Annotated in this window: 21 protein-coding genes; 19 read left to right on the forward strand and 2 right to left on the reverse strand. The window is 70.1% G+C overall.

What is annotated here, in order from left to right:
• Positions 1-2: 2 nt before the first annotated feature.
• Entirely contained in the window at positions 3-839 is an 837-nt protein-coding gene (locus ACGFMK_RS04245) for an inositol monophosphatase (RefSeq protein WP_323329397.1), read from the reverse strand.
• Positions 840-1,030: 191 nt separating this feature from the next.
• On the opposite strand from ACGFMK_RS04245, the gene ACGFMK_RS04250 reads away from it, so the two are divergent.
• Together ACGFMK_RS04250 and ACGFMK_RS04255 are read left to right on the forward strand one after the other, a co-directional pair.
• The gene (locus ACGFMK_RS04250; protein ID WP_392758287.1) at positions 1,031-2,101 is read left to right on the forward strand and encodes a glycosyltransferase family 4 protein; all 1,071 of its coding nucleotides are present in this window, start codon (positions 1,031-1,033) and stop codon (positions 2,099-2,101) included.
• 2 nt (positions 2,102-2,103) lie between these two features.
• Positions 2,104-3,207 (forward strand): glycosyltransferase family 4 protein, encoded by a 1,104-nt coding sequence (locus ACGFMK_RS04255; protein WP_392758622.1) that lies wholly within the window; start codon positions 2,104-2,106, stop codon positions 3,205-3,207.
• Here the strand turns inward: ACGFMK_RS04255 and ACGFMK_RS04260 are convergent, their stop codons facing one another.
• Positions 3,208-3,681, reverse strand: a complete 474-nt coding sequence (locus tag ACGFMK_RS04260; protein WP_392758289.1) for a MarR family winged helix-turn-helix transcriptional regulator — start codon at positions 3,679-3,681, stop codon at positions 3,208-3,210.
• A gap of 53 nt (positions 3,682-3,734) precedes the next feature.
• On the opposite strand from ACGFMK_RS04260, the gene ACGFMK_RS04265 reads away from it, so the two are divergent.
• From ACGFMK_RS04265 to nuoN, 17 genes are all read left to right on the forward strand, one after another.
• Entirely contained in the window at positions 3,735-4,286 is a 552-nt protein-coding gene (locus ACGFMK_RS04265; RefSeq protein WP_392758291.1) for a DUF4386 domain-containing protein, read from the forward strand.
• Between the two features lie 9 nt (positions 4,287-4,295).
• Entirely contained in the window at positions 4,296-4,985 is a 690-nt protein-coding gene (locus tag ACGFMK_RS04270) for a demethylmenaquinone methyltransferase (RefSeq protein ID WP_392758292.1), read from the forward strand.
• 9 nt (positions 4,986-4,994) lie between these two features.
• Positions 4,995-6,281, forward strand: a complete 1,287-nt coding sequence (locus ACGFMK_RS04275) for a geranylgeranyl reductase family protein (protein WP_392758294.1) — start codon at positions 4,995-4,997, stop codon at positions 6,279-6,281.
• 484 nt (positions 6,282-6,765) lie between these two features.
• A complete protein-coding gene (locus ACGFMK_RS04280) occupies positions 6,766-7,185 on the forward strand; it encodes an NADH-quinone oxidoreductase subunit A (RefSeq protein WP_323329734.1) in 420 nt (139 codons plus the stop codon).
• Positions 7,186-7,189: 4 nt separating this feature from the next.
• Positions 7,190-7,738 carry an NADH-quinone oxidoreductase subunit B family protein gene (locus ACGFMK_RS04285; RefSeq protein WP_086863694.1) on the forward strand — a complete coding sequence of 183 codons (549 nt, stop codon included), beginning with the start codon at positions 7,190-7,192 and terminating at the stop codon, positions 7,736-7,738.
• A gap of 4 nt (positions 7,739-7,742) precedes the next feature.
• Positions 7,743-8,492: an NADH-quinone oxidoreductase subunit C gene (locus tag ACGFMK_RS04290; protein WP_392758295.1), complete on the forward strand. Its 750-nt coding sequence runs from the start codon at positions 7,743-7,745 to the stop codon at positions 8,490-8,492.
• Entirely contained in the window at positions 8,489-9,820 is a 1,332-nt protein-coding gene (locus tag ACGFMK_RS04295) for an NADH-quinone oxidoreductase subunit D (RefSeq protein ID WP_392758296.1), read from the forward strand. Before ACGFMK_RS04290 ends, ACGFMK_RS04295 begins: the two co-directional genes overlap by 4 nt.
• Entirely contained in the window at positions 9,817-10,680 is an 864-nt protein-coding gene (nuoE, locus tag ACGFMK_RS04300) for an NADH-quinone oxidoreductase subunit NuoE (protein WP_392758298.1), read from the forward strand. The genes ACGFMK_RS04295 and nuoE overlap by 4 nt, the downstream gene beginning before the upstream one ends.
• A complete protein-coding gene (gene nuoF, locus ACGFMK_RS04305; protein WP_323329406.1) occupies positions 10,680-11,978 on the forward strand; it encodes an NADH-quinone oxidoreductase subunit NuoF in 1,299 nt (432 codons plus the stop codon). Before nuoE ends, nuoF begins: the two co-directional genes overlap by 1 nt.
• Entirely contained in the window at positions 11,975-14,449 is a 2,475-nt protein-coding gene (locus ACGFMK_RS04310; protein ID WP_392758299.1) for an NADH-quinone oxidoreductase subunit G, read from the forward strand. Before nuoF ends, ACGFMK_RS04310 begins: the two co-directional genes overlap by 4 nt.
• Positions 14,446-15,795 (forward strand): NADH-quinone oxidoreductase subunit NuoH, encoded by a 1,350-nt coding sequence (nuoH, locus tag ACGFMK_RS04315; protein WP_392758300.1) that lies wholly within the window; start codon positions 14,446-14,448, stop codon positions 15,793-15,795. The genes ACGFMK_RS04310 and nuoH overlap by 4 nt, the downstream gene beginning before the upstream one ends.
• Positions 15,782-16,306, forward strand: a complete 525-nt coding sequence (gene nuoI, locus ACGFMK_RS04320) for an NADH-quinone oxidoreductase subunit NuoI (RefSeq protein ID WP_392758302.1) — start codon at positions 15,782-15,784, stop codon at positions 16,304-16,306. Before nuoH ends, nuoI begins: the two co-directional genes overlap by 14 nt.
• The gene (locus ACGFMK_RS04325; protein ID WP_392758304.1) at positions 16,306-17,181 is read left to right on the forward strand and encodes an NADH-quinone oxidoreductase subunit J; all 876 of its coding nucleotides are present in this window, start codon (positions 16,306-16,308) and stop codon (positions 17,179-17,181) included. The genes nuoI and ACGFMK_RS04325 overlap by 1 nt, the downstream gene beginning before the upstream one ends.
• Positions 17,178-17,477, forward strand: coding sequence for an NADH-quinone oxidoreductase subunit NuoK (nuoK, locus tag ACGFMK_RS04330; RefSeq protein WP_392758305.1), 300 nt, complete (start codon positions 17,178-17,180; stop codon positions 17,475-17,477). Before ACGFMK_RS04325 ends, nuoK begins: the two co-directional genes overlap by 4 nt.
• Before the next feature lie 10 nt (positions 17,478-17,487).
• A complete protein-coding gene (nuoL, locus tag ACGFMK_RS04335; RefSeq protein WP_392758307.1) occupies positions 17,488-19,389 on the forward strand; it encodes an NADH-quinone oxidoreductase subunit L in 1,902 nt (633 codons plus the stop codon).
• Entirely contained in the window at positions 19,389-20,978 is a 1,590-nt protein-coding gene (locus tag ACGFMK_RS04340) for an NADH-quinone oxidoreductase subunit M (protein ID WP_392758308.1), read from the forward strand. The genes nuoL and ACGFMK_RS04340 overlap by 1 nt, the downstream gene beginning before the upstream one ends.
• Before the next feature lie 3 nt (positions 20,979-20,981).
• Complete coding sequence (gene nuoN, locus ACGFMK_RS04345) at positions 20,982-22,553, forward strand: NADH-quinone oxidoreductase subunit NuoN (RefSeq protein ID WP_392758309.1); 1,572 nt, start codon at positions 20,982-20,984, stop codon at positions 22,551-22,553.
• The last annotated feature ends 31 nt before the right edge of the window (positions 22,554-22,584 follow it).

The following is a 22,584-nucleotide window of genomic DNA, read 5'->3' on the forward strand; positions in this document are numbered from 1 at the left end:
TTTCAGCCCGCGTGCGCTGTCTCCTGCCACCAGCCCAGTACCTCGTCCGCCACGCCCGGGGCCGCCACCAGCAGGCCGTCCGTCGGGAGGGCCGTGTCCTCGCCGTGCTTGTCCAGCACCACCGCGCCCGCCTCGATGGCCATCGCCACCGAGCCCGCGACGTCCCATTCGTGGTAGCTGTGCAGCACCGCCGCCGCCGCGTGGCCCAGGGCCACCTGCGCGATCGACAGCGCCGCCGAGCCCAGGACCCGGACGCCCGCGTGGGCCGCCGCCGCGCGCTCGATGAAGCCGCCCATGCCCGGCCACGGGCCCTTGCGGGCCAGCTCGGTGCAGACGATCGCGCCCGCCGTGACGCAGCGGTCCGTCAAGCGCACCGGTTTGCCGTTCGCGCGGGCCCCTCGTCCGCGCGCCGCGGCGTAGATCTGGGCCCGGTACGGGTCCGCCACCACCCCGACCACCGGCCCGGCCGCGTCGACCAGCGCCAGGCTGTACGCGCACCACGGCACCCCCGCCACGTAGTTCGCCGTGCCGTCCACCGAGTCGACCACCCAGCGGTACTCCGCGACGTCGGCGCCGTGGTCCGCGCCGAACTCGTGGCCCACCACCGGGATGCCCGGGAACTCGGCGGTCAGCACGCGCCGCGTGTGCCGCTCGAGGATCCGGTCGGTGTCGGTGACCCAGTCGAACGGGGAGTCCAGTGTGGACGGGTGGGCGCCGCGGCCGGCGGTCGCGGTGATCACGTCGGTCGCGTCGTTGGCCAGGCGCCCGGCCACTTCGAGGGCCCTCGACAGCAGGCCGGGCTCCACGGGCCGCGGCGGCCTGGAGGACAAGAGGGTCATGCCTGCTTAGTCTGGGCCCCGCTGGTTTCCGGGACACGACCTTGAGATGACATGTCGTGGCCGATCTTCCGGTGGTCCCAGAGTTCCGACACCGTTGGCCGAGGTGTCACGCGGTCGCCAGGATCGGGTGCGATGGTCGGTTCGTGCGAGTCGCCATAGTCACCGAAAGTTTCCTGCCCCAGGTGAACGGCGTGACCAACTCCGTCCTGCGGGTCGTCGAGCACCTCCGGGAACGCCGTCACGACGTGCTGATCATCGCGCCCGGCCCCGGCCAGGACTCCTACCGCGGCGCCCCGGTGATCCGGATCCCGGCGCTCGACTTCCCGGGCGTCAACTCGCTGCCGATCGGCGTGCCGACGCGCACGGTGCTGACGGCGCTGGCCGCGTTCGGGCCGGACGTCGTGCACCTCGCTTCGCCGTTCGTGGTCGGCGCGCGCGGCCTCGCCGCCGCGAGACGGCTGCGGGTGCCGTCGATCGCCGTCTACCAGACCGACATCGCCGGGTTCGCCTCCGCGTACGGCTTCGGCCTCGCCGCCCGCGCCGCCTGGCGCTGGGTGCGGCGGCTGCACTCGCGGGCCGACCGGACGCTGGCGCCGTCCACCGACTCCGTCGAGCAGCTGCGGCGGCACGGCGTGCCGCGGGTGCACCACTGGGCCCGGGGCGTCGACATCGACCGGTTTTCCCCGGCGCACGCCGACACCGCGCTGCGGGCCGAGCTGGCGCCGAACGGCGAGCTGCTGGTCGGCTTCGTCGGACGGCTGGCGCCCGAGAAGGAGGTCGACCGGCTGGCGGCCCTGGCCGGCGTCCCCGGTATCCGCGTGGTCGTCGTCGGCGACGGGCCCGAACTGCCCGCGCTGAAAGAGCAGCTGCCGGACGCGGCGTTCCTCGGCGCGAAGTACGGCGACGAGCTCTCCGCCGCGTACGCGAGCTTCGACGTCTTCGTGCACACCGGCCCGCACGAGACGTTCTGCCAGGCGGTGCAGGAGGCGATGGCGTCCGGCCTGCCGGTGCTCGCGCCCGACGCCGGCGGCCCGAAGGACCTCGTCCTGCCCGGGCGCACCGGCTTCCTGCTGCCCGCGGACCGCGAGCTCTTCGGCCCGGCGCTGCTGGAGAAGATCGACGCCCTGCGCGACGCCGCGCTGCGGGCGCGGCTCGGCGAGAAGGCGCGCAAGGTCGTGCTCGGGCGGACCTGGCCCGCCGTGTGCCACGAGCTGGTGGGGCACTACGAAGCGGTGCAGGGCCGAGTCGCGCGCGCGGCTTGAGCATGCACATCGTCCAGCTCGCGAACTTCTACGGGCCACGCTCGGGCGGGCTGCGCACGGCGCTGCACCACCTGGGCGCCGGGTACGTGGCGAGCGGGCACGAGGTGACGCTCGTGGTGCCCGGCACCCGCTACGCCGACGAGGTCCTGCCCACCGGCGTCCGCCGGTTCTCGCTGCCGGCGCCGAAGATCCCGGGCACCGGCGGCTACCGCGCCGTCGACCCGCACCGCGTCCGCACGGTGCTGCGCAAGCTCGAACCGGACCGCCTCGAGGTGTCCGACCGGCTGACGCTGCGGGGGATGGGCGGCTGGGCGCGGCGCCACGGCGTCCCCAGCACGGTGATCTCCCACGAGCGCCTCGACCGGCTGCTGGAGCAGTTCCTGCTGCCCGAGGTCGTCGCGCGCCGCGTCGCCGACGTCGCCAACCGCCGGATGGCCGCGAGCTATGACACGGTCGTGTGCACGACGGCGTTCGCGCGGGCGGAGTTCGACCGGATCGCCGCGCCGAACGTCCGCCGGGTGCCCTTCGGCGTCGACCTGGCGACGTTCCGGCCCGCCATGCGCGACGACGGCTGGCGCGCCGGCCTGGCCGGGGGAGCGGACGCCCTGCTCGTCCACTGTGGACGGCTGTCGCCGGAGAAACACGTGGAGCGCAGCGTGGACACCGTCGCCGAGCTGACGGAGGCGGGCGCGCGGGTGCGGCTGGTCGTCGCCGGGGACGGCCCGCGACGCCGCGCCCTCGAACGCCGGGCGCGCGGCCTGCCGGTGACGTTCCTGGGGTTCCTGTCCGGCCGCGGTGACGTCGCGCGGCTGCTGGCCAGCGCGGACGTGTCGCTCGCGCCGGGCCCGCACGAGACGTTCGGCCTGGCCGCGCTGGAGGCCCTCGCGTCCGGGACGCCGGTGGTGGTTTCGGCGTCGTCGGCGCTGCGGGAGATCGTCCGGCCGGGGTGCGGCGCGGCGGTCGACGACCACGCGCCGGCGTTCGCCTCGGCCGTCACGAACCTCCTGGACCGCCCCGAGGACCTGCGTCGCGCGGCGGCCCGGGCGCGGGCCGAGGAGTTCACCTGGCCCGCCGCGGTGGCCGGGATGCTGGCCACCTTCCGCTGATCAGGACAGCCGGCCACGCGCGTAGCCGGGGTGGACGCCCGGCGTGAGCCCCTGGTCCTCGGCGACCTTGCTCAGCAGGCCGTGCAGGACGTCGCGCTCGTCGTCGGTCAGGACCGCCGTCATCGTCCGCTCGTGGGCCGCGCCGGCCTGCGCGATCCGGCCCATCATGGCGCGCCCGTCCTCGCTCAGCTCGACCGCGTAGAGCCGCCGGTCCTCCTGGTTGCGGCGCCGTTCGATCAGGCCGCGTTTCTCCAGCCCGTCGACCAGGGGGACCAGCCGGGTCGCCGGGGTGCCGAGCTGCTTGGCGAGGGTCTGCTGGCTCTGGCCCGGCCGCACCGCGACGAGCCGCAGCAGCCCGACCTGCGCCGGGGTCAGGTCCAGTTCCGCGATGCGTTCGGTGAACCGCTGGGCCGCGTGCGCGCCCACCTGGGCGAGCAGGAACGCGCTGCCCAGCCGCGGTCTCTTCGCTTCCATGGCCGGAACGATAGTCGTTGACAATTCATTACACCACTGTAATCGTTGACGTCATGAAACGAATTGCGGTCATCGCTTACGGCCTGTTCACCGTCGCCGGGGGCGTCCTCGGCGCCACCGGCACCCGCCCGGACTCCTCCGCGGCCGACGTCGCCGCCTACGACGCGAGCCATCACGGCCTGGTCCAGCTGCTGGCGCTGGCCGTCTTCGCCGCCGGGTTGTCGCTCGCGACCTGGACCTCGGCCGTGAGACCGCCCGGCCTGGGCTTCGCCGGTGGTCTCCTCGCTTCGGGGAGCCTGCTGCTGAGCGGCCTCGCGACCTGGACGGCCGCGCAGAACCCCGAGTTCGCCCGGCCCTTCACGTCACTGGCGTTCGCGGCCGGGGCGTTCGGCTTCGCGGTGCCGCTCGCGCTGCTCATCGCCGTCCTCGCCCGGACGCTGGACCTGCCGCGCTGGCTGTCGGTGCTCGGCCTGGTGATCGCGGCGCTGGCCGCGCTGTCGGCGTTCGGGATGCTGACGTCCGTGCTCTACCCGCTGATCCCGGTCGGGCGCTTCGGCGGGCTGATCTGGCTGGTGCTCGTCAGCTTCCGCAGGACCCACAGCTAATCTCAAGCCATGTCACGCGCCAGCCTGGACAAGGACCCGCACGAAGTCGCCGCCATGTTCGACGGTGTCGCGGACGGGTACGACCGGGCGAACTCGTTCATGACCTTCGGCTTCGACCGCCGCTGGCGCACCACCACCGCCCGCGTGCTCGACGCCCGCCGCGGCGAGAAGGTCCTGGACCTCGCCGCCGGCACCGGGGTGTCCACCGTCGAGTACGCCCGCGGTGGCGCCTGGTGCCTGGCCGCGGACTTCTCGTTCGGCATGCTCCGGGCCGGGCTCCACCGCAAGGTCCCGATGGTCGCGGCCGACGCGCTGAACCTGCCGTTCGCCGACGAGAGCTTCGACGCGGTGACGATCTCGCTGGCGCTGCGCAACTTCGTCGACACGAAGGCCGCGCTCACCGAGATCGCCCGCGTGGTCAAGCCGGGTGGGCGCCTGGTGATCTGCGAGGTCTCGACACCGCCGTTCCCCCCGATCCGGTTCATCCACCGGCGGTTCATGCTGAAGCTGCTCACGTGGGTCGGCAAGCGGACGTCGTCCAACCCGGAGGCCTACTCCTACCTGGCCGAATCGATGCTGGCCTGGCCGGATCAGCGCACGCTCGGCGAGATCATCGCGAGCGCGGGCTGGGCCGACGTCGAGTGGTTGAACCTCACATTCGGTGTCGTCGCGATCCACCGCGCCCGAAAGCCCGCATAAACTGCGGCCATGAGCCGTCGTAGCCCTGACCAGGACGCCGAAGTCATCGTCGTCGGCGCCGGACCGGCCGGGTCCACCGTCGCGACCTACCTCGCCCGGTCGGGCGTCGACGTCCTGCTGCTGGAGAAGACCGAGTTCCCGCGCGAGAAGGTCTGCGGCGACGGCCTGACCCCGCGTGGCGTCAAGCAGCTGATCGACCTGGGCATCGACACGAGCGAGGAAGCCGGCTGGGTGCAGAGCCGCGGCCTGCGGATCCTCACCGGCGACCTGACGCTGGAGCTCGACTGGCCGGACCTCACCAGCTACCCGCCGTACGGCGTTTCCCGCACCCGTCACGACTTCGACGACCTGCTGGCGAAGCTCGCGGTGAAGGCGGGCGCGCGGCTGTACGAGCGCACGACCGTCACGAGCGCGATCACCGGCCCGACCGGGCGCGTGATCGGCGTCGAGGCGAAGGTCGGCCCGGAACGGACGCCGGTGAAGTACTACGCGCCGCTGGTGCTGGCCTGCGACGGCGTGTCCGCGCGGCTCGCGCTGAGCGTCGGCATCCAGAAGAACGAGAAGCGCCCGATGGGCGTCGCGGTGCGCCAGTACTACAAGAGCCCGCGCCACGACGACCCGTTCATCGAGGGCCACCTCGAGCTGTGGGACCGGTCCGACCCGCGCGACCCGAAGCTGCTGCCGGGGTACGGCTGGGCGTTCCCGCTCGGCGACGGCACGGTGAACGTCGGCCTTGGCATGCTCTCGACGTCGGCGTCGTTCCGGAACACCGACTACCGCGCGCTGCTGCGCCAGTGGCTCGACGGCACGCCGGAGGAGTGGGGCTACCGCGAAGAGAACGCGATCGGCAAGGTCGGCGGCGCCGGCCTCCCGATGGGCTTCAACCGCACCCCGCACTACCGCGACGGCCTGCTGCTGCTCGGCGACGCGGGCGGCATGGTCAGCCCGTTCAACGGCGAAGGCATCTCGGCGGCGATGGAGTCCGCCCAGATCGCGGCGGAGGTCGTGGTGCAGGCCCTGGCCCGGCGCGAGGGCCCGTCGCGCGAGCGCGCGCTGGAGGCGTACCCGCGCGCGGTCCGCGAGCTGATGGGCGGCTACTACCAGCTGGGGAACGTCTTCGCGAAGATCATCGGCAAGCCGAAGATCATGCACGCGTGCACCAAGTACGGCCTGCGCGTCAACAAGATCCTCCCGCTGGTCTACAAGGGCCTGTCGGGCTGCTACGACGCCAAGGGCGGCGACGGCGTCGACCGCCTGATCTCGGCCCTCGCGAAGGTGACCCCCAGCCCCCGCTGACTCCGAGAAGCTCGCTGACAAGGGCGGCACTTTCACGTGAAAGTGCCGCCCTTCTTCGCGCGCGGACACTCGACCGGCCTAGCAAGTTGGCCGTGCGGCCAGTGGGATAGGTCACAGGTCGGCGCCCTGTTTGTCCGGTCGTGGCGTGATCATGAAACGTCTTCGTGCAGGTCGCACGCGCGCCGTTGCCGGGTCGTGACAACGATGGCGCCGGAAGTTAGGGCACCCTCATAACACGGGGGCCTAGGGACAAGAATGTGAGTCGCGTCCTACACTCCCCCCATGCTTTGTGAATCGCTTCACATCCACGACGAGTGGCTTGTGAACTATTTCACAAGCTGGCCTGAGGACAGCCACGGGCCGTAAGGAGACCCTGACCCTCGGCGGTGTGACCCAGGTCCCTTAGGGTGCCGACGAGGCTGAGCGGTTCCCACCACAAGCAAAACCGCAGCGGCGCGGAAAGGATGGCGAAGACCCCGTGCTGATGTTGCCCGTGCTGACCCAAACGGACGCAGTGAACCTGGCGCAGCAGGCCCCGAGCCTGAAGCCCTACCTGCCCCTGGTCCTGTTGTTCGTGCTGGCGCTGGCGTTCGCCACGCTGTCGGTGCTGCTGGGCCCGCTCGTCGGCCCCAGCCGCTACAACAAGGCCAAGCTCGAGGCCTACGAATGCGGCATCGAACCGTCCCCGCAGCCGCTCGTCGGCGGCGGCCGGATGCCGGTGGCGTACTACATCACCGCGATGCTGTTCATCCTGTTCGACATCGAGATGGTCTTCCTCTACCCGTTCGCCGTGCAGGCGGACGCGCTGGGCACGTTCGGCCTGGTGGAGATCCTGCTGTTCATCGCGACGGTCGGCTTCGCGTACGCCTACGTGTGGCGGCGCGGCGGCCTGGATTGGAACTAGACCCATGGGCCTCGAAGAGAAACTCCCCAACGGCATCCTGCTGGCCAGCCTCGAAGGTCTCGTCAACTGGGCGCGGAAGAACTCCATGTGGCCCGCCACCTTCGGGCTGGCCTGCTGCGCGATCGAGATGATGACGGTCGGCGGTTCCCGCTACGACATCGCCCGGTTCGGCATGGAGCGCTTCAGCGCGACACCGCGCCAGGCCGACCTGATGATCGTCGCCGGCCGGGTCACCCAGAAGATGGCCCCGGTCCTGCGCCAGATCTACGACCAGATGGCCGAGCCCAAGTGGGTGCTCGCCATGGGCGTCTGCGCCTCCTCCGGCGGCATGTTCAACAACTACGCCGTGGTCCAGGGCGTCGACCACATCGTGCCGGTCGACATGTACCTGCCCGGCTGCCCGCCGCGGCCGGAGATGCTGCTGGACGCGATCCTCAAGCTGCACGCCAAGATCCAGGACGAGCCGATCAACGCCCGCCGCGCCGCGATCCGCGCCGCCAGCGGGGCCCGCACCGAGCTCGTCGCGTCGTCGATCAAGTACGCGAAGAAGTAGAACCATGGCTGAGAACCCGAAACCCGGCGAAGAGCAGTCCAGCGCCGATCGTCCCGAAGGCGGCCTCGAACCCCGCGGCACCCGCCCCGCCGAGCCGGTCGTCACCGGCCGCGAACGCCAGGGCATGTTCGGCGTCCACGGCACCGGCGACACCTCCGGCTACGGCGGCGTCCGGCTGCCCGCCTACCACCCGGCGCCGGCCGAGCGGCCGTACGGCGGCTGGTTCGACCAGTTCGCCGACGAGTTCTACGCCGCCCTGTCGGACAACAAGATCCCCGCCGACGCGATCCTGCAGACCACGGTCGACCGCGGCGAGATCACCTTCTACGTCGCCCGCGAGCAGCTGCCGGCGATCGCGAAGGTCCTGCGCGACGACGGCGGCCTGCGCTTCGAGCTGCTGAGCTCGGTGTCCGGGGTGGACTACGGCGTCGACGTCCCGCAGCGGCTGCACTCGGTGTACCACTTCACGTCCCTGACCTACCGCCGCCGCATCCGGCTCGAGGTCACCCTCGACATCGAGGACGCGCACGTGCCGTCGCTGGTCGGGATCTACCCGACCGCCGACTGGCAGGAGCGGGAGACCTGGGACATGTTCGGCATCGTCTACGACGGCCACCCCGCGCTCACCCGCATCCTCATGCCGGACGACTGGGACGGCCACCCCCAGCGCAAGGACTACCCGCTCGGCGGGATCCCGGTCGAATACAAGGGCGCGGAGATCCCGCCGCCGGACCAGCGGAGGTCGTACTCGTGACGATTAACGAAGACGCCACTCAAGTTCCCGAGGCCGACTCGCGCGACACGACCGAAGGCCGCGTCTACTCGGTCTCCGGCGGTGACTGGGACGACGTCGTCGCCGACGCGGCGCACGACGAGCGCATGGTCATCAACATGGGCCCGCAGCACCCGTCGACGCACGGCGTGCTCCGGCTCGTGCTGGAGATGGAGGGCGAGACCGTCACGCAGCTGCGGTCGGTCATCGGCTACCTCCACACCGGTATCGAGAAGAACTGCGAGTACCGGACCTGGACCCAGGGCGTCACGTTCGTGACGCGGATGGACTACCTGGCCCCGCTTTCGACGGAGATGGCGTACTGCCTCGGCGTCGAGAAGCTGCTGCAGATCGAGGCCCCGCGCCGCGCGCAGCTGCTGCGCGTGATGCTGCTGGAGATCAACCGCATCGGCTCGCACCTGGTCTACATCGCCACCGGCGGCATGGAGCTCGGCGCCACCACCGCGATGACGCTCGGCTTCCGCGAGCGCGAGGTCGTGCTGCACCTGCTGGAGCACCTCACCGGCCTGCGCATGAACCACGCGTTCATCCGCCCCGGCGGCCTCGCGCAGGACATGCCCGAGGACTACCGCGAGAAGGTCACCGAATTCGTCAAGACGATGAAGGAACGCCTTCCGCTGTACGACAAGCTCTTCACCGGGCAGCCGATCTGGCGCAACCGGCTCAAGGGTGTCGGGTACCTGCCGGTCGACGCGTGCCTCGCGCTCGGCGTCACCGGTCCGGTGCTGCGGTCCGCGGGCCTGCCGTGGGACCTGCGCAAGACCGAGCCGTACTCCTGCTACGAGGAGTTCGACTTCGACGTGCCGGTCGACAACGGCGCCGACTGCTGGTCGCGCTACCTGATCCGGGTGCACGAGATGCACGAGAGCCTCAAGATCATCGAGCAGTGCCTGGAGAAGCTCGAGCCGGGCCCGGTCATGGTCGAGGACAAGAAGGTCGCCTGGCCCGCGCAGCTGTCCATCGGCAGCGACGGCATGGGCAACTCGCTCGAGCACGTCAAGAAGATCATGGGCCAGTCGATGGAGTCCCTGATCCACCACTTCAAGCTGGTCACCGAGGGCTTCAAGGTGCCGGCCGGGCAGGTGTACACCTCGGTCGAGTCGCCGCGCGGCGAGCTGAGCGCGCACCTGGTGTCCGACGGCGGCACGCGGCCGCTGCGGGTCCACGTGCGCGAACCGAGCTTCGTGAACCTGCAGTCGATGCCCGCAATGGCCGAAGGCGGCCTGGTCGCGGACGTGATCGCCGCCATCGCCTCGATCGACCCCGTCATGGGGGGAGTGGACCGATGACCTCAAGTACCGCAGTGCCCGAACCCGGGCCGAACGCGGCCGACCAGACCCACGCGGCCGCCGGTGGCGACGTCGACGTGATCGCCATCGCGCCGGATCCCGCCGTGGCCGAAGGGATCCTGGCGGAAACGCCGCTCGAGGACATCTTCGACGCCGGGGTCGTCGACCGCGCGCAGGCGATCATCGCGCGCTACCCGGTGGCCCGCTCGGCGCTGCTGCCGATGCTGCACCTCGTGCAGTCGGTGCAGGGGTACGTCAGCCAGGAGGGCATCGCGTTCTGCGCGAACCAGCTCGAGCTGTCCGACGCCGAGGTCGGCGCGGTCGCGACGTTCTACACGATGTACAAGCGCCGCCCGTGCGGTGAGCACCTGGTGAGCGTCTGCACGAACACGCTGTGCGCGGCCATGGGCGGCGACGCGATCTACAAGAAGCTCCAGACGCACCTCGGGTCCGAGTCGGAGCCGCTGGGGCAGAACGAAACCGCGGGCACGCCGAACGAGCCGGGCTCGATCACCCTGGAGCACGCCGAGTGCCTCGCGGCCTGCGACCTCGCGCCGGTCATCCAGGTCAACTACGAGTTCTTCGACAACCAGACCGAGGACAAGGCCGTCGCGCTGGTCGACGCGCTGCAGGCGGGCAAGAAGCCGGCCCCGACGCGCGGTGCCCCGCTGACCAGCTTCAAGGGCGCCGAGCTGCAGCTCGCCGGGTTCTTCCCGGAGGACGAGCGCCAGTACCGCGCGGACGTCGACGGCCCGTCGCAGGCCGTCGAAACCCTGCGGGGCGCGCAGATCGCGCAGGAGCGCGGCTGGGTCGCCCCGGTGGCTTCCGATGTCCCCTTGCCGGAAGTGGAGAAGAAGTAATGGCAGATCCCATTACGCCGGTCCTCACGAAGCGCTGGCTCTCGCCGAACTCCTGGCAGATCGGCACGTACGAGGCGCTGGAGGGCTACACGGCCGTCCGCAAGGCGCTCGCCGGCACGCCGGAGCAGCTCGTCCAGCTGGTCAAGGACTCGGGCCTGCGCGGCCGCGGCGGCGCGGGCTTCCCGGCCGGCATCAAGTGGTCGTTCATGCCGCCGAACTTCGACAAGCCGCACTACCTGGTGATCAACGCCGACGAGGGCGAGCCGGGCACGTGCAAGGACATCCCGCTGATGATGGCGGACCCGCACTCGCTCATCGAGGGCTGCATCATCGCCTCGTACGCGATGCGCTCCAACCACTGCTTCATCTACGTCCGCGGCGAGGCGCTGCACTGCATCCGCCGGCTCAACGCGGCCGTGCGCGAAGCCGAAGCCGCGGGCTACCTGGGCGAAAACATCCTCGGCTCGGGCTTCGACCTCAAGATCACCGTGCACGCCGGCGCCGGCGCGTACATCTGCGGTGAGGAGACGGCGCTGCTCGACTCGCTGGAAGGCCGTCGTGGCCAGCCGCGGCTCAAGCCGCCGTTCCCGGCCGCCGCGGGTCTTTACGCCGCGCCGACCACGGTCAACAACGTCGAGACCATCGCGAGCGCGCCGTTCATCGTCAACGGCGGGTCGAGCTGGTTCCGCGAGATGGGCCGCGAGAAGTCGCCCGGCCCGAAGATCTACTCGATCTCCGGCCACGTCGAGAAGCCCGGCCAGTACGAGTGCCCGCTCGGTACCACGCTGCGCGAGCTGCTCGACATGGCGGGCGGCATGAAGGACGGCGTCCCGCTCAAGTTCTGGACCCCGGGGGGCTCGTCCACCCCGATGTTCACCGCCGAGCACCTCGACGTTCCTCTGGACTTCGAAGGCGCGGCGGAAGCCGGGTCGATGCTGGGCACGACCGCCGTGCAGGTCTTCAACGAGACGGTGTCGGTGCCCTGGGCCGTGATGAAGTGGACGCAGTTCTACGAGCACGAGTCCTGCGGCAAGTGCACACCGTGCCGCGAGGGCACGTACTGGCTCGCGCAGATCCTCGAGCGCATGGTCGAGGGCCACGGCACCGAAGAGGACATCGACACCCTCCTCGACGTCTGCGACAACATCCTCGGCCGGTCGTTCTGCGCCCTCGGTGACGGCGCGGTGTCGCCGATCCAGAGCGGCATCAAGTACTTCCGCGACGAATTCCTCGCGCTGTGCGAGAAGAACCGGCACGAACAGACCAAGCCCGAACTCGTGGGAGCGCAGGCATCATGACGATCGCCCCCGACAAGCCAGAGACCCAGGAGACGCCGGTTCCCGAAGGCCACGTGAAGCTGGTCATCGACGGCGAAGAGGTCATCGCCCCCAAGGGCGAGCTGCTGATCCGCACGGCCGAACGCCTCGGCACGGTCATCCCGCGGTTCTGCGACCACCCGCTCCTCGACCCGGCGGGCGCCTGCCGCCAGTGCCTGGTCGAGGTCGAGATGGGCGGCCGGCCGATGCCGAAGCCGCAGGCGTCCTGCACGATGACCGTCGCCGACGGCATGGTCGTCAAGACGCAGCTGACGTCGCCGGTCGCCGACAAGGCCCAGCAGGGTGTGATGGAGCTGCTGCTCATCAACCACCCGCTGGACTGCCCGATCTGCGACAAGGGCGGCGAGTGCCCGCTGCAGAACCAGGCGCTGGCCCACGGCCGCACGGAGTCCCGGTTCGTGGACACCAAGCGGACGTTCCCGAAGCCGCTGCCGATCTCCTCGCAGGTGCTGCTGGACCGGGAACGCTGCGTGCTCTGCCAGCGCTGCACCCGGTTCTCCCGCGAGATCGCCGGCGACCCGTTCATCGAGCTCCTCGAACGCGGCGCCCACCAGCAGATCGGCACCGCCGAGACGGCGGACGTCCTGGACCTGGCCTCGCGCACGACGTCCGGCCAGCCGTTCCAGAGCTACTTCTCCGGCAACGTCATCCAGATCTGCCCGGTCGGCGCCCTGACGAGCGCCGCCTACCGGTTCCGCTCCCGCCCGTTCGACCTGGTGTCCGCGCCGAGCGTCTGTGAGCACTGCTCGTCCGGCTGCGCCGAGCGGACCGACTTCCGCCGCGGCAAGGTCCAGCGCAAGCTGGCCGGCGACGACCCCGAGGTCAACGAAGAGTGGATCTGCGACAAGGGCCGTTTCGCCTTCCGCTACACGAATGCCGAGGACCGCATCCGCCGTCCGCTGGTCCGCAACCGCGAGACCGGTGAGCTGGAAGAGGCGTCCTGGACCGACGCGCTGCGTGCCGCCGCCGAGGGCCTCACCGCGGCCCGTTCGAACGGCGGTGTCGGCGTCCTGCCCGGTGGCCGGCTGACCGTCGAGGACGCCTACGCGTACTCGAAGTTCGCCCGGGTCGCCCTGCAGACCAACGACGTCGACTTCCGCGCCCGCGCGCACTCGGCCGAGGAGCTGGCGTTCCTCACCTCGCACGTCGTGGGCGTGACGCCGGAGTCCGGTGTCACCTTCGGCGAGATCGAGCGGGCCCGCACGGTCCTGTGCGTGGCCTTCGACCCCGAGGACGAGGCGCCGATCGTGTTCCTGCGGCTGCGCAAGGCGGCCCGCAAGAACCGCACCCGGGTCGTCCACTTGGGACAGTGGACGACGTCGTCGGTGCGCAAGACGTCCGGCGAGCTGCTCGCCTGCGTCCCCGGCCAGGAGGCCGCGGCGATCGAGGGCATCACCAAGCACGCGCCGGACCTCGACGAGGCGCTGAGCGGCGAGAACGCCGTCGTCCTCGTCGGCGAGCGCGCCGCTTCGGTGCCGGGGCTGTTCTCCGCGCTGCACGACCTGGTGGAGCGCACCGGCGTCCGGCTCGCGTGGATCCCGCGCCGCGCCGGTGACCGGGGCGCGCTGGAGGTCGGGTGCGTGCCGGGCCTGCTGCCGGGCGGCCGCCGCGTCGGTGACGACGCCGCCCGCGTCGCCGTCGAAAACGCCTGGGGCGTCCCGCTTCCGTCCGCTCCCGGCCGCGACGCGACCGAGATCCTGAAGGCCGCCTCGGGGCGCGAGCTCGGCGGCCTGGTCGTCGGCGGGGTCGACCCGTACGACCTGCCGGACCCGGAACTCGCGCTGCGCGCGCTGGATGCCGCAGGGTTTGTGGTCAGCCTCGAGCTGCGGCACAGCGCGGTGACCGAGCGCGCGGACGTCGTGCTCCCGGTGGCCGCGTCGGACGAGAAGGCGGGCAGCTACCTCAACTGGGAGGGCCGCACCCGCCCGTTCGACATCACCATCGAGGGCACCGGCTCGCTGCCGGACTGCCGGGTACTCGACACCCTCGCCGTCGAGATGGACACCGACCTGTTCACGCAGACGCCGGCCGCCGCGCGTGGTGACTACGAGAAGCTCGGCGCGGCTTCCGCGCTGCGCTGGGGTTACGTCGCCGCGGAGACCGGGGGAGCCACGGTCGCCCCGGGTGCCGGCCAGGCGGTCCTGTCCACCTGGCGCCAGCTGATCGACAACGGGTCCCTGCAGGACGGTGAGCCGCACCTCAAGGGCACGCAGCGCAAGCCGGTCGCGCGGTTGTCCGCGAAGACCGCCGAAGGGCTGGGCGCGTCCGTCAAGGTGAGCACCGAACGCGGCGCGATCACGCTGCCGATCGAGGTCGCCGACCTGCCCGACGGCGTGGTGTGGCTGCCGGGCAACTCCGACGGCTCCGCCGTGGCCAAGACGCTCGGTGCCGGTCACGGCGCCGTGGTGAACCTCGCTGGGGGTGAACAGTGACACCGTTGCTGGCTGAAGCCGCTGTGGGCAGTGTCCCGGACGCGGCGACGCGTGCGGCACTCCTGGCGGACGACCCGTTCTGGCTGATCCTGCTGAAGTCCGTGGTCATCCTGCTGATCGGGCCGATCATGACGATCTTCCTGATCGTCTGGGAGCGCAAGGCCGTCGGCCGGATGCAGAACCGGCCCGGCCCCAACCGGGTCGGCCCCGGCGGCTACCTGCAGTCCCTGGCGGACGCGATCAAGCTGCCGTTCAAGGAACAGATCATCCCGGACACGGCCGACCGCAAGGTGTACTTCCTCGCGCCGGTCCTGTCCGCGGTGCCCGCGCTGATCGCGCTGTCGGCCATCCCGTTCGGCCCGGTCGTCTCGATCTTCGGCGAGCGGACCGTGCTGCAGCTGCTCGACCTGCCGGTCAGTGTGCTGGTGATCCTGGCCTGCTCCTCGATCGGCGTGTACGGCATCGTGCTCGCCGGCTGGGCGTCCGGTTCGCCGTACCCGCTGCTCGGCGGCATGCGCTCGGCGGCGCAGGTGATCTCCTACGAGATCGCGATGGGCCTCTCGATCGTCGCGGTGATCCTGCAGTCCGGCTCGCTGAACCTGGCCGACATCGTCGGCGCGCAGCAGCACTGGTGGTTCCTCATCCTGCTGCCGAGCTTCGTGATCTACCTGATCTCGATGGTCGGCGAGACCAACCGCGCCCCGTTCGACCTCCCCGAGGCCGAGTCGGAGCTGGTCGGCGGGTTCCACACCGAGTACAGCTCGATGAAGTTCGCGATGTTCTTCCTCGCCGAGTACGTCAACATGGTGATCGTCTCGGCGTTCGCCACCACGCTGTTCCTCGGCGGCTGGATGGCCCCGTGGCCGCTGTCGCTGATCGGGAACAACGTGCTCAACACCGGCTGGTGGCCGGTGCTGTGGTTCTTCGCGAAGATGTTCGTCCTGCTCTTCGGGTTCATCTGGCTGCGCGGCACGCTGCCCCGCCTGCGCTACGACCAGTTCATGCGCCTGGGCTGGAAGGTCCTGGTCCCGCTGAACCTGGTGTGGATCGTCATGGTGACCTTCGCGAAGGTCATCCACTGGACGCCACTGTCGATCATCATCGCCGCGATCGCGATCGTCATCCTGATCGTGCTGTTCTTCTACGTCCGCGCGTCGGGCCGCGAAGAGGAGAGCGAAGTCGTGCCGGTGACCGGTGGCGGTTTCCCGGTCCCGCCGCTGGACCTCAAGGTCCCCCAGACCACCCCGCGTCAGAAAGCCCTGGCCAAGGCCGAGGCGAAGGCGGCCCGGCGCAAGCCGGCGGCCGTCGGTACCGCACAGGAAGGAGCGCAAGATGGGGTTTCTTGATCCCGTCAAGGGCTTCGGCGTCACCTTCGGGATGATGTTCAAGAAGGTCGCCACCGAGGAGTACCCGGAGGCCGGCGCGCCGGCCGCCCCGCGCTACCACGGCCGGCACCAGCTGAACCGGCACCCGGACGGCCTCGAGAAGTGCGTCGGCTGCGAGCTGTGCGCGTGGGCGTGCCCGGCGGACGCGATCTTCGTCGAGGGCGGTGACAACACCGAGGAAGCCCGGTACTCCCCGGGCGAGCGGTACGGCGCCGACTACCAGATCAACTACCTGCGCTGCATCGGCTGCGGCCTCTGCATCGAGGCGTGCCCGACCCGGTCGCTGACGATGATCAACTTCTACGAGCTGGCCGACGACGACCGCCAGCGGCTGATCTACACGAAGGAAGACCTCCTCGCGCCGCTCCTGTCCGGCATGGAGCAGCCGCCGCACCCGATGCGGCTCGGCGAAAACGAGCAGGACTACTACGTGAACGGCCCCGAACTGGCGCGCGGGGAGGGCCCGAAGTGATGTCCTTTACTACGGGGATCACCGCCCTCCTGGCCCAGGCGCCCACCGGCGCCGCCGCCGGCGTGACGACCGGCGAGGCCATCGCGTTCTGGATCCTCGGCCCGGTCTGCCTGCTCGGCGCGCTCGGCATGATCTTCTCGCGCAACGCCGTGCACTCGGCGCTGTGGCTGGTGCTGACCATGCTGAGCCTGGGCGCGCTGTACATGATCCAGTCGGCGCCGTTCCTGGGCTTCACGCAGATCATCGTCTACACCGGCGCGATCATGATGCTGTTCCTGTTCGTGCTGATGCTGGTCGGCCGCGAGAGCTCCGACTCGGTCGTCGAGGTGCTGCGCGGCCAGCGGCTCGCGGCGACCGTGCTGGGCATCGGCCTGGCCGCGCTGCTGGCCACCGGCATCTACCGGGCGCTGGACACCGTCACCCCGGCCGTCCCGCTCGACTCGGCGACGTCGGCGGGCGGCGGCCCCAAGGGCCTGGGCCGGCTGATCTTCACCGACTACCTGTTCCCGTTCGAGCTGACGTCGGCGCTGCTCATCACCGCCGCGGTCGGCGCGATGGTGCTGGCCTTCACCGACCGGCACGCCAAGGGCGGCAAGAAGACCCAGAAGGAACTGGTCGTCGAGCGCTTCCGCGGTGAGCACGACCGGCCCTCGCCGCTGCCCGGCCCGGGTGTCTTCGCCACCGCCAACTCGGTGTCCACCCCGGCGCTGCTGCCGGACGGTTCGGTCGCACCGGAGTCGCTGTCGGCGATCATCGAGGCCACCTCGGCGATCGAGCTGGCGAAGGAACGCAAGCTTGTCGCGGACGACCGCCCGCACCCGGACGCGCACGCGCTGGTCGCTTCCGAAGCCGCTTCGGAAGGGGAGAAGGAATGACCCCGACGTACTACCTGCTGCTGTCGGCGCTGCTGTTCTCGATCGGCGCGGTCGGCGTGCTGGTGCGCCGCAACGCGATCGTCGTGTTCATGTGCATCGAGCTGATGCTGAACGCGGTGAACCTCTCGCTCGTGACGTTCGCCCGGATCAACGGCAGCCTCGACGGCCAGATCATGGCCTTCTTCGTGATGGTCGTCGCGGCCGCCGAGGTCGTGGTCGGGCTGGCGATCATCATGTCGATCTTCCGCACCCGGCGCTCGGCCTCGGTCGACGACACCAACCTGCTGAAGTACTAGGAGACACCGAGTGACCGCATCATCGTGGCTGCTGGTGGCCCTCCCTGCCCTCGGCGCGCTCGTCCTGCTGCTCATGGGCAAGCGCGCGAAGGCGTGGGGGCATCTGCTCGGCACCGCCACCGTCACCCTCGCCTTCGTCTACGGGCTGATCCTGTTCTTCTCGGCTGACGGCAAGGCCACGACGGACACCAAGCTCTACTCGTGGATCCCGGCCGGCGCGCTGCAGATCGACTTCGGGCTCCGGATCGACGCCCTGTCGCTGACGTTCGTGCTGCTCATCACCGGCGTCGGCATGCTGATCCACTTCTACTCGATCGGCTACATGGAGCACGAGGACGGCCGGTACCGCTTCTTCGCGTACCTGAACCTCTTCGTCGCCTCGATGCTGATCCTGGTGCTGGGCAACAGCTTCGTGACGCTCTACCTGGGCTGGGAGGGCGTGGGTCTCGCGTCCTACCTGCTCATCGGCTGGTACCAGGGCCGCCCGTCCGCCGCGACCGCGGCGAAGAAGGCGTTCCTGATGAACCGCGTCGGTGACGTCGGGCTCGCGCTGGCGATCTTCATCATGTTCAAGTACGCCGGGTCCACCGGCTACGCGCAGGTCTTCGACGCGGTGGGCGCCGGCAAGTTCCCGCCGGCCGCGATCACCGCGATGGCGATCTTCCTGCTGCTGGGCGCCTGCGGTAAGTCCGGTCAGTTCCCGCTGCAGGCCTGGCTCCCGGACGCGATGGAGGGCCCGACCCCGGTCTCGGCCCTGATCCACGCGGCGACGATGGTCACCGCCGGCGTCTACCTGGTGGCCCGCTCGCACGACATCTTCAACGCCACGCCGGACGGCCGCCTGATCGTCACGCTGGTCGGGGCGTTCACGCTCCTGCTCGGGTGCATCATCGGCTGTGCGTACGACGACATCAAGAAGGTCCTCGCGTACTCGACGGTCAGCCAGATCGGCTACATGATGCTGGCGGTCGGCCTCGGCCCGGGGATCTACGCGCTGGGCATCATGCACCTGGTGGCGCACGGCTTCTTCAAGGCCGGGCTCTTCCTCGGGGCCGGTTCGGTCATGCACGGCATGAACGACGAGGTCGACATGCGCAAGTTCGGCGGTCTCCGCAAGAAGATGCCGATCACGTTCGTCACCTTCGGCCTCGGCTACCTCGCGCTGATCGGCTTCCCGTTCCTCACCGGCTACTACACCAAGGACGCCATCATCGAGGCGGCGTTCGGCCAGGAAGGCTGGCGTGGCTGGGTCTTCGGCATCGCCACGATCCTCGGCGCCGGGCTGACCGCGTTCTACATGACCCGCCTGATGATGATGACGTTCTTCGGCAAGGAACGCTGGAAGGACATCAAGTCGACGGACGGCCGTGAGTTCCACCCGCACGAGTCGAAGCCGATCATGTGGATCCCGATGGCGATCCTCGCGGTCGGTTCGGTCGGCGCCGGTGCGTTCTTCGCGATCGGCAACCGGTTCGTCGACTGGCTGGCCCCGACGGTCGGCGAGTTCCACGAGGCCGAGCACACCCCGATCCCGGCGGACATCGTGCCGATCCTGACCCTCGTGTTCGCCGCGCTCGGCGTGCTGATCGCGTACCTGATCTTCCGCCGTCCGGTCCCGGTCGAGCGGCCGGAGCGGGTCTCGTTCGTCACCCGCGCCGCCCGCAAGGACCTGTACGGCAACGCGCTCAACGAGACGCTGGTCGCCCGCCCGGGCACCTGGCTCTCGCGGGCGCTGGTGTTCGTCGACAACCGCGGCGTCGACGGCGCCGTCAACGGCCTCGCCGCCGGTCTCGGCGGCGGCTCCGGCCGGCTGAGGCGGCTGCAGACCGGGTTCGTCCGGTCCTACGCGCTGTCGATGCTCGGCGGCACGTTCCTGCTTCTGGCGGCTCTCCTGCTGGTGAGGTTCTCCTGATGACCTGGTTGCTGATCCTCATCCTGGTGCCGCTCGCCGGCTCCCTGGTGCTGGCGTTCCTCAAGGGGAACGACCGCGCCGCGGTGCTGGCCGCGCTCGCCTTCTCGATCCTCGAGTTCCTGCTGATCATCCCGTTCTGGCTCAGCTACTCGCCCTCCGGCGCGCGGCTGCAGATGACGTCGAGCTTCGACTGGATCCCGAGCTTCGGGGTGCACATCGCGTTCGGCACCGACGGCATCTCGCTGATCATGATCGCGGTGATCGCCCTGCTGGTGCCGATCGTCGTCGGCGGGCTCGGCACGATGGACAAGCTCCCGCCCGGCCGCAGCGCCGGCGGGTTCCTGTCGCTGATCCTGCTGCAGGAGGCGCTCACCATCGGCGTCTTCGCCGCGACGGACGTCTTCCTGTTCTACGTGCTGTTCGAGATCATGCTGATCCCGATGTACTTCCTCATCGGCGGTTACGGCGGCGCGAACCGGCAGTACGCGGCGGTGAAGTTCTTCCTCTACTCGTTCCTCGGCGGCCTGATCATGCTGGCCTCGGCGATCGGGGCGTACTCGCTGGCGGACAAGAAGCTCGGCCACGGCACGTTCGACTGGGCCACGCTCGTCACGGTCGTCCGGGACGCGCCGCTGAGCACGCAGATCTGGCTGTTCCTCGGCTTCTTCCTGGCGTTCGCGATCAAGGCGCCGCTCGTGCCGTTCCACACCTGGCTGCCGGACGCGGCGGGGGAGGCGCCGATCGGCGTCGCCGTCCTGCTCGTCGGCGTGCTGGACAAGGTCGGCACGTTCGGCTTCCTGCGCTACTGCCTGCCGATGTTCCCGGACGCGAGCAAGGCACTGGCGCCGCTGGTGCTGGTGCTTTCGGTGATCGGCGTGCTCTACGGCTCGATCCTCGCCGCGGGGCAGCGGGACATGAAGCGGTTCATCGCCTACGTCTCGATCGCCCACTTCGGCTTCATCTCGCTCGGCATCTTCGCGTTCAACGAGCAGGCGATGATCGGCTCGGCGACGTACATGCTGAACCACAGCCTCGCGACCGGCATGCTGATCGTGGTGATCGGCCTGGTCGTCGCGCGCGGCGGCTCGACGAAGATCTCCGACTACGGCGGCATGGCGAAGGTGACCCCGCTGCTCGCGGGCCTGTTCCTCCTCGCCGGGCTGTCCACGTTGTCCCTGCCGGGCACCAACTCGTTCGTCTCCGAGTTCCTGGTGCTCATCGGGTCCTATGTGGACCAGCCGGTGTACACGATCCTCGCGACGGTCGGCATGGTCCTGGCCGCGGCCTACGTCCTCTGGCTCTACCAGCGTGTGATGCAGGGCCCGCTTCGCGGTGACGCTGTGTTGTCGCCGGCCCCGAAGGGGCCTCCCACCCCGACCAGCGTGGAGTCGGGTGGCGCCGTAGCCACGGCAACCGTGGCTCAGTCCGGAGCGACAAAGGTCATCAAGGACCTCAGTGGCCGGGAGATCGCACTCCTCGCGCCGCTGGTCGTGCTGATCATCGTTCTCGGCTTCTACCCGAAGCCGGTGCTCGACACAGTCACCCCGACGGTGCAGCAGACGCTGTCCGCGGTTCAGGGAGGCAAGTAACCCGTGCTCGACATCCTCCTGACCCAGGCGCCGGAGCCACCGATCACGACGCCGTCGGTCGACTACAACGCCGTGCTGCCGGTGCTGATCATCTTCGGCGCGGCCTGCCTCAGCGTGCTGGTGGAAGCGTTCGCCTCGAAGCGCTCGCGGTTCGGCGTGCAGGTCGGGCTGAGCCTGATCGCGATCCTCGCCGCCGGCGGCTGGCTGATCAAGTACGCGCTGAGTGACGCCCCCGCGGGCGGCGTGAAGACGTTCAGCGGCGCGATCTCGATCGACAAGCCGGCCCTGTTCCTCTGGGGCACGCTGCTGGCCCTGGCGGTCGGCGCGGTGCTGCTGATCTCGGACCGCGTCGTCGAGCCGGGCGGCGCGCTGGTCGCGCAGGCCGGCATCCGGCCGGGCACGGTCCAGGACCGCGCGCAGACGGCGACCGTCATGCAGACCGAGGTCTTCCCGCTGACGCTGTTCGCGCTCGGCGGCATGATGGCGTTCTGCGCGTCGAACGACCTGCTGACGATGTTCATCGCGCTGGAAGTGCTGTCCCTGCCGCTGTACCTGATGTGCGGCCTGGCGCGGCGCCGGCGGTTGCTGTCGCAGGAGTCGGCGGTCAAGTACTTCCTGCTCGGCGCGTTCTCCTCAGCGTTCTTCCTCTACGGCCTCGCGCTGCTCTACGGCTACGCGAACTCCGTGAAGCTGGGTGACATCGCGGCCGCGGCGGCCGGTTCGGACCGCTCGGACACGCTGCTGTTCGCCGGCCTCGGCCTGCTGGTCGTCGGCCTGCTGTTCAAGGGGTCGGTCGGCCCGTTCCACACCTGGACCCCGGACGTCTACCAGGGCGCGCCGACGCCCGTGACCGCGTTCATGGCGGCGTGCACGAAGGTCGCCGCGTTCGGCGGGATCCTGCGCGTGCTGTCGGTGGCGTTCGGCTCCACGAGCTGGGAGTGGCGCGGCGTGCTCTGGGGCGTCGCGATCATCTCGATGGTGATCGGCGCGGTGCTGGGCCTGACCCAGACCGACGTCAAGCGCATGATCGCGTACTCGTCGATCGCCCACGCGGGCTTCCTGCTGATCGGCGCGATCTCGATCACCGAGAACGGCCTGTCCAGCACGCTGTTCTACCTGCTGTCGTACGGCTTCACGACGCTGGCGGCGTTCGGCGTGATCAGCCTGGTCCGCGACTCGTCTGGCGAGGCGACGCACCTCTCGGCGTGGGCCGGCCTGGCGAAACGGTCGCCCTTGGTGGCCGCGGTGTTCACGTTCCTGTTGCTGGCGCTGGCGGGCATCCCGTTGACGTCGGGCTTCGTGGGCAAGTTCGTCGTGTTCTCGGCGGCCCTGTCCGACGGGATGGCCCCGCTGGTGGTCATCGCCCTGGTCTTCAGCGCGGTCGCGGCGTTCTTCTACCTGCGCGTGATCGTGCTGATGTACTTCTCCGAGCCGGCCGCCGACGGCCCCACGGTCACGATCCCGGGCTTCGGCACGGGAACGGCGATCTTCCTGGGTACGGCGGTGACGCTGGTGCTGGGCCTGGTCCCGGCGTTCGCCCTGTCGTGGGCGGGTGCGGGCGGCTTCGCTTCCTGAGTTCCGGTCGCCGAAAGGGCCGCCACCTGTT

Origin of the sequence: Amycolatopsis sp. NPDC049252 (genome assembly GCF_043197175.1) — a bacterium.
Classification (GTDB): domain Bacteria; phylum Actinomycetota; class Actinomycetes; order Mycobacteriales; family Pseudonocardiaceae; genus Amycolatopsis.